6 protein-coding genes are annotated in these 7071 nt (G+C 71.4%); 5 read left to right on the plus strand and 1 reads right to left on the minus strand.

Annotated elements, in window-relative coordinates:
* Nucleotides 1–33: 33 nt before the first annotated feature.
* A complete protein-coding gene (locus ACFWF2_RS16755; protein WP_379308332.1) occupies nucleotides 34–1608 on the minus strand; it encodes an HD domain-containing phosphohydrolase in 1575 nt (524 codons plus the stop codon).
* Between the two features lie 90 nt (nucleotides 1609–1698).
* On the opposite strand from ACFWF2_RS16755, the gene ACFWF2_RS16760 reads away from it, so the two are divergent.
* The 5 genes from ACFWF2_RS16760 (at nucleotide 1699) to ACFWF2_RS16780 (ending at nucleotide 6922) form a co-directional block, all read left to right on the plus strand.
* Complete coding sequence (locus ACFWF2_RS16760) at nucleotides 1699–2376, plus strand: PadR family transcriptional regulator (protein WP_379308327.1); 678 nt, start codon at nucleotides 1699–1701, stop codon at nucleotides 2374–2376.
* Between the two features lie 201 nt (nucleotides 2377–2577).
* Nucleotides 2578–3498, plus strand: coding sequence for an esterase/lipase family protein (locus tag ACFWF2_RS16765; protein ID WP_379308333.1), 921 nt, complete (start codon nucleotides 2578–2580; stop codon nucleotides 3496–3498).
* An 87-nt stretch (nucleotides 3499–3585) separates the two neighbouring features.
* Nucleotides 3586–4125: a peptide deformylase gene (gene def, locus ACFWF2_RS16770; RefSeq protein ID WP_379308328.1), complete on the plus strand. Its 540-nt coding sequence runs from the start codon at nucleotides 3586–3588 to the stop codon at nucleotides 4123–4125.
* On the plus strand, nucleotides 4125–5048 hold the full coding sequence (gene fmt / locus ACFWF2_RS16775; protein ID WP_379308329.1) for a methionyl-tRNA formyltransferase: 924 nt from the start codon (nucleotides 4125–4127) through the stop codon (nucleotides 5046–5048). The genes def and fmt overlap by 1 nt, the downstream gene beginning before the upstream one ends.
* Nucleotides 5049–5557: 509 nt before the next feature.
* Nucleotides 5558–6922, plus strand: coding sequence for an RsmB/NOP family class I SAM-dependent RNA methyltransferase (locus ACFWF2_RS16780; protein ID WP_379308334.1), 1365 nt, complete (start codon nucleotides 5558–5560; stop codon nucleotides 6920–6922).
* Nucleotides 6923–7071: the final 149 nt, after the last annotated feature.

Here is a 7071-nt window from a genome sequence, read left to right on the forward strand (position 1 = left end):
GTCGGCCGTGCGCGCCGGCCGGACATCGGGTGATCACCCGATCTTTGCGGGCTGATCCTCGTCCGGCAGCAGGCCGTGGCGCATGGCGAAGACCGCGGCCGAGCCGCGGCTGTGCACACCGATCTTGGTGTAGATGTGCTCGACGTGGCTGCCCGCGGTCCGTGGACTGATGCCGAGTGTCTGCGCGATCTCGCGGGTGGAACGTCCGCGCACCAGCAGCGCCAGCACATCCAGTTCGCGGGCGGTGAGACCGGCGACCCGCGCGCGTTTGCGCGGCCTTCGCCCCTGGGCGGCGGCCAGCACCGCGGCGACGGCATCGCCGTCGAGCCTGCCCGCGGTCACCTCGGCGCGCAGGATCTTCGCGCGTTCGTCGGGATCGGCGGCCGGTCGGTGCGGGCGGTCCTCGCCGAGCGCGCGCAGCATCTGGGCGGCGGCCAGGATGCGGGCCGTCGGCGGCAGCATCGCGCCGGTGAGCCCGCGCGGATACCCGGAGCCGTCCATCCGCTCGTAGACCATCGAGGCCGGTCCGGCCAGCGCGGCGAGATGCGGGCTGCGGGCCAGGACGCGCTCGGTGAGATAGGGGACCATGCGCACGCGTTCGCGCTCACTCGGGGACAGCGGTCCCGGTTTGTTCCAGATGCCGGTCGAGACGCCGATGGTGCCGAGTCTGCACACCAGCGCTGCCCGGCGGACCATGGTCGCCTGGTCGGCGGGCAGGCCGTACTCGCGGGCCGCCGCCGCTGCCAGTTCGGCGACCGCGCGCGAATGTCCTAGGAACCAGATGGCTTTCGTGTCGGCGTAGTCGGCGAACACCGCGAGCACCTCGGTGAGTTCGGCCTCGGGGATCGGGCGGTCGAGGGCGGCGCAGCCGTCGATCACGTGCTGCCAGGCGTCGACCTGATCGAGCCCGTCGAGCAGCGCGCCACCGTCGCGGGTACACAGGTCGACCAGGTCGGGATCGAATTCGGTGCCACGGCGTGAGCGCAGCATCCGCACGGCCGCGTCGACGCCGCCCACCCGTGCGTGTACCTCGGCGTCGTCGGCGATGTGGACCACCCGCATCACCGGGATGATCGCGTCACCGCGCAGCCCGGCGGGCACGCCGTGACCGTCCCAGCGTTCGAAGGCCTGTGGGAGCGCGGCGCGGACCGCGGCGGGCAGGTCGAGGCGCTCGGCGATATCGGCGGCGGTGCGGCAGTGGGTGAGGAACGAGTCCATGGTGTCGCGGACCCCGCCCGCCAGGAATCGGCCGGTCACCGAGATGCGCCGAAGCGGGGAGCCGCCCGCGGCCAGGTGGCCGAGCAGGAAGGTCATCATCGGCAGCCCGGCCTTGTCGATGCCGTAGCTGTCGGCCCTGATCCGCAGATCGTCGCCGTACCAGTGGGCCATCTCGGGCGAATCGGCGACGCAGCCGACCCACGCGAGCAGCGAAACGTAGTACGCCGCAGCACGATCGGCATCGGACATGCCCGCGGCGTCGGCCAGCCGGGTGGCCAGCACCGTCTGGCGCAGGACGTGTTCCTGCGGCTGCCCGAGGCCGAGATCGGTGGCCAGCGACAGGGAGGCGATCAGTTCGGCCAACCGCATCGGCCGCAGCGGCTCCGTCATGGTGATCACAAGAGTACCCCTTGCGTTCGATGCATTGCCGATATATCGTCGATAGTGTCAAGAACAACGAGAGAGCCTGAGGAGGCTGTCATGCACAACGCAGAGAATCGAGAATTCGGACACTTCGGCCGCGGTCGCGGACCCGGCCCCACGGAATTCGGTCCCGATCGGCGGCAGTTCCGCCGGGGTGGGCGACACGGGCACGGTCCCGAGTTCGGACCGGGCTTCGGCCCAGGTTTCGGACCGGGTTTCGGTCCCGGCTTCGGTCGTGGACGCGGCCGCGGCGGCCGGGGCAGGCGCGGTGACGTGCGTGCCGCGGTGCTGCTGCTGCTCGTCGAGCGGCCCATGCACGGCTACGAGCTGATCCAGCAGATCCGCGAGCGCAGCGACGATGTCTGGCGTCCCAGCCCGGGGTCCATCTACCCGGCACTGGCCCAGCTCGAGGACGAGGGCCTGGTGCTCATCGAGAAGGTGGCCGGTCGCAAGACCGCCCAGCTCACCGACGAGGGCAAGACCTACGTCGAGGCCAATCGCGAGGAACTCGGTGACCCGTGGGCCGAGGTCAAGCAGGACATCGGCGCGCAGGCGCTGGACCTGCGCGGATTGGTCGGACAGGTGATGGGTGCGGTCGGTCAGGTCGCCCAGGTCGGTACGGCGGAGCAGGCGGCCAAGGCGGCCGAAGTGCTCACCGAGACCCGCCGGGCCCTGTATCGCATCCTCGCCGAGGACGACGTCACGCCAGGGGGCGACGCCACGTCCGGGAAGTGAGCTCCCGGTGCTGGGTCGGTGCCGCCGCGGCACCCCCGATAATTCGGGGCATTCATACCCCGTTTATGGAGGTGCGAAACCCACTCCGAGGGTGTATTTCTTTGGGATATGGGACAGCGGTGGCGCAGGCGGGTTTGGGGAGTGGCACAAAAGCGACGGGCAGGCGCGATCGCGCTAGCTGTCGCAGCGGCCTTCGGGAGCATGGCCGCGCCTGCCGGAGCCGAACCCGCGGGGTACCGGCCTGCCATCGTGCCGAACGAACCGGGCCCGCGCCAGACCGACCATCTCGCCGCCGCCCGTTATCTGGACGGGCGTCCGGGCGCGGTTCCGGTGGGGGTCAACAACTTCGGCTGTAGGCCGACCGCCGAGCATCCGCGTCCGGTGGTGCTCGTGCACGGTACCGACTCCAGTGCGTACTCCGATTGGGCGGGTATCGGTCCGCAGCTCGTCGACGCGGGGATGTGCGTGTTCGCCCTGAACTACGGCGGCGCGCCCGGCGCCGACACCTACGGCACCGAGGACATGCGGATCAGCTTCGCCCAGCTCGCCGCGTTCGTCGACGACGTGCTCGCGGTGACCGGTGCGGCGAAGGTCGACCTGGTCGGCTTCTCGCAGGGCGCGAACGTCAGCCGGTACTACGTCAACAAGCTCGGCGGAGCGCCGAAGGTCGGCACCTGGGTCGGGCTCGCCTCGCCCAGTTACGGCGGCGTCATGTACGGACTCGTGCCGGTCGGCCAGGCTGTTCCCGGCATGATGGACGTCTACGCGAAGGTCACCTCGACGGCCGCGGTCCAGCAGGCGCAGGGCGAACCGCTGATGGTCGAGCTCAATGCCGGTGGCGACACCGTGCCCGGCCCCCGCTACGTCACCGTCGGCAGCCGGGTCGACGAGATGATCCAGCCCTTCGAGAACATCGCGCTGCACGGCGCCGGCGCGGAGAACCTCGTCCTGCAGGACCTGTGCGCCGACGACCTGACCGGCCATTTCCACCTGGTCTACGACCTGTTCGTGCAGCAGCTGCTGCTGCGGGTGCTCGACCCGGCCCACGCCCCGGCACCGGTCTGCAAGCCGGTGGCCCTCGGCACCGGTATTCCCCAGGTGATCATCGCCGGAAATTCCTGACGGCCCGGCCGGATGGTGCGCCGACGACTCGACCACGGGGATCAATAGAATGGGCTGACCGCACTTCGTCCAGCCGGGAGCCGCCGCGTGACCATTCAGCCCGTTCGCCTGTTCGGCGATCCGATTCTGCGTTCCCGTGCGGATGCGGTCACCGAGTTCGGCGCCGAGCTCGGCCAGTTGATCGCCGACCTCACCGAGACCATGCACGACGACGGTGGGGTCGGGATGGCGGCGCCGCAGATCGGGGTCGGGCTGCGGGTGTTCGTCTACGACACCGGTGACGCCGCGGGACACGTGGTGAACCCGGAATGGTCGCCGATCGGCGAGGAGGAGCAGGTCGGGCCCGAGGGCTGCCTGTCGATTCCCGGGGTGCGCTATGACGTGCGCCGCGCCATGCGGGTGCGCGTCACCGGCGTCGACAGTGCCGGTGCGCCCGTGGAATTCGAGGCCGAAGGGCTGCTCGCGCGGTGCGTGCAGCACGAGTCCGATCACCTCGACGGCGTGCTGTTCGTGAACAAGCTCGAGCCCGCCGACCGCAAGGACGCGATGCGCACCATCCGCGAATCCGACTGGTTCCGTGCCGGAGTCACCGTCCGCGAGTCCAGCGGCGTCGGCGGTGGCCGCTGATGCGCGTCGTCTTCGCAGGAACACCCGAACCCGCAGTGCCGTCGCTGCGCAGGCTGATCGAGAGCGAGCGCCACGAGGTCGTCGCCGTGATCACCCGCCCCGACGCCGTCGCGGGTCGCGGCCGCAAGATCATGCGCTCGCCGGTGGGGCAACTGGCCGACGAGCACAGCATCCCGGTGCTCACCCCGCGCAAGCCCGCCGAGCCCGAGTTCGTCGCGGCGCTGACCAACCTGGCCCCGGACTGCTGCCCCGTGGTGGCCTACGGCGCGTTGCTGCCCCAGCAGGTGCTCGACATTCCCACTCACGGCTGGATCAACCTGCACTTCTCGCTGCTGCCCGCCTGGCGTGGCGCCGCGCCGGTGCAGGCGGCGATCGATGCCGGTGACGACCTGACCGGCGCGTCGACCTTCCTGATCGAGGCAGGCCTGGACACCGGCCCGGTGTACGGCGTGATGACCGAGAAGGTCGGCGTGGCCGACACCGCGGGCGAGCTGCTCGCCCGGCTGGCGGAGGCGGGCGCCGTCCTGCTGGACAAGACCCTCGACGGCGTGGAAGACGGGACACTGCAAGCGATTCCGCAATCCGGCGACGGCGTGTCCTACGCGCCGAAGGTGACCGTGGAAGCAGGCCGGATCCGGTTCGACGAGACCGCACTGGCCATCCACCGCCGCATTCGCGCCGTCACCCCGGCGCCCGGCGCGTGGACCGAGATGAACGGGCTGCGCCTCAAGCTCGGCCCGGTGGAGATGGTGGAGGAAACCTTGCCCGAACGCGAGATCGAGGTGCGCAAGTCCGGCGTCTTCGTCGGCACGTCGACCACAGCGGTCCGGCTCGGCCAGGTCCAGCCACCCGGCAAGAAGATGATGAACGCCCTGGACTGGGCCCGCGGCGCCCGCCTTGCACCGGGCACGGTGATCGGATGAGTGCGTCGGATCGCAGGCGACGGCGGGAAGCCGACGAGCGCAGCGGTGCCGCACCGCGCGACGAACGCAAGGTCACGGGCAAGAATGTCGACGGTGGCTGGGCGGCCCGCGCGGCCAAGGGCGGCGGCACCGTGCGAGCGGGCGGCGGCACCGCGCAGCGCTCCGGTGGTTCGCGCCAGTCGGACGATCGTGGCGACGCCGGTCGCGGTACGAGTGGCTGGCAACGTGACGACCGTGGTCGTGACGACGATCGCCGCGGTCGTGACGAACGATCGGGCGGCCCCCGGTCGGGTGGTCCCCAGGGCCGTGGCAGTGCGACCGGTGGTCGGGCTGCGGCGGATCGTGCTGCGCGCGAAGGGGATACGCGTGGCGCCGCAGCGGGTCGCGGCGGTGGTGCGCGCTCAGGTGGTAATGCGGCCCGCGGTGACAAGCGCTCGGCGGGTGAGCGTGGCGGTAGTCAGGCCGGTCCGAGGGCGGATCGCAGGCGCGAGGATCGGCCTGATCCGAGTGTGCCGAGCCCGCGGAAGCGGCGCGGCGAGCCGGTCGACCCCGCGCGCGAAGTGGCACTCGATGTGCTGCGAGCCGTGCGCGAACGCGACGCCTACGCCAACCTGGTGCTGCCGAAGTTGTTGCGGGAGCGCAAGATCAGCGGGCGTGATGCCGCGTTCGCGACCGAGCTCACCTATGGCGCGTGCCGTTCGCAGGAGCAGCTCGACGCGGTGATCGCGGCGTGCGCGGGGCGGCCGGTGGGTGAGATCGACGGGCCGATCCTCGATATCCTGCGGCTCGGCGTCTATCAGCTGCTGCGGACCCGCACCGGCGCGCATGCCGCTGTCGACACCTCCGTCGATCTGGCTCGTGCCGAATTCGGCCAGGGCCGTGCGGGTTTCGTGAACGCGGTGCTGCGGCGGGCAGGGGAGAAGACGGTCGAGGAGTGGGTGGCCGAGCTGGCGCCCGCCGATCCCGTCGGTGGTCTCGCCTTCGAATACGCCCACCCGACCTGGATCGCCCAGTCTTTCGCCGATGCCCTCGGCGCGCAGGCGGGTGAACTGGGTGCGCTGCTGGCCGCCGACGACGAGCGCCCGGTCGTGCACCTGGTCGCGCGGCCCGGTGAGATCACCGCCGAAGAACTCGCGCTGGTCACCGGCGGCGAGGAAGGCCGCTGGTCGCCCTATGCGGTGTACCTCGAAGGTGGCGACCCCGGTCAGCTGGAACCCGTCCGCGACGGCATCGCCGCTGTCCAGGACGAGGGCAGTCAGCTGGTCGCCGTCGCGCTGACCAAGGCACCGCTGAACGGCCCCGACGCGGGCCGCTGGCTCGATCTCTGCGCGGGTCCCGGCGGCAAGGCGGCCATGCTGGGCGCGCTGGCCGCGATCGACCTGTTCAGCGTCGACGCCGTCGAACCGGCCGAACACCGGGCCGAACTGGTCCGCAAGTCCACCCGCGGACTGCCCGTCACCGTGCACGTCGCCGACGGCAGGGACAGCGGACTGACCCCCGGTTACGACCGCATCCTCGTCGACGCCCCCTGCACCGGACTCGGTGCCCTGCGCCGCAGGCCCGAGGCCCGCTGGCGCCGCACCCCCGCCGACGTGCCGGAACTGGTCACCTTGCAGCGCGAACTGCTCACCGCAGCCTGGGAGCTGCTGCGCCCGGGCGGCGTGGTCGTGTACTCGACCTGCTCACCGCACCTGCCCGAAACAGTCGCGGTCGTCGGCGATTTCGTCCGCCGCTCCGGCGCCGAGCAACTCGACACCCGCGCATTGCTCCCCGGCGTCACCGACCTCGGCGACGGCCCATCGGCCCAGCTGTGGCCCCACCGCCACGGCACCGACGCGATGTTCCTGGCGGCCCTGCGCAAACCGGTCGACTAGCTGGTCGGGGGGGGGGGGCGCCCCCCGCGGGGCCCCCCGGCGCCCGCCCCCCCCCCCCCCCCGGAACGGAGGAGAACAACAGGGTGGGACAAGGACAAAGCCCCGCGGAGTAGAGCCGGGGCGGCGGCCCGGGCAGCGGCCGAGGAACA

This window comes from Nocardia sp. NPDC060259 (assembly GCF_042728775.1).
Lineage (GTDB): Bacteria > Actinomycetota > Actinomycetes > Mycobacteriales > Mycobacteriaceae > Nocardia.

Excerpts from the sequence above, each read along its gene's own strand:
- ACFWF2_RS16755 (WP_379308332.1), bottom strand. The coding sequence starts at position 1,608 with ATGACGGAGCCGCTGCGGCCGATGCGGTTGGCCGAACTGATCGCCTCC.
- ACFWF2_RS16760 (WP_379308327.1), top strand. The coding sequence starts at position 1,699 with ATGCACAACGCAGAGAATCGAGAATTCGGACACTTCGGCCGCGGTCGC.
- ACFWF2_RS16765 (WP_379308333.1), top strand. The coding sequence starts at position 2,578 with ATGGCCGCGCCTGCCGGAGCCGAACCCGCGGGGTACCGGCCTGCCATC.
- fmt (WP_379308329.1), top strand. The coding sequence starts at position 4,125 with ATGCGCGTCGTCTTCGCAGGAACACCCGAACCCGCAGTGCCGTCGCTG.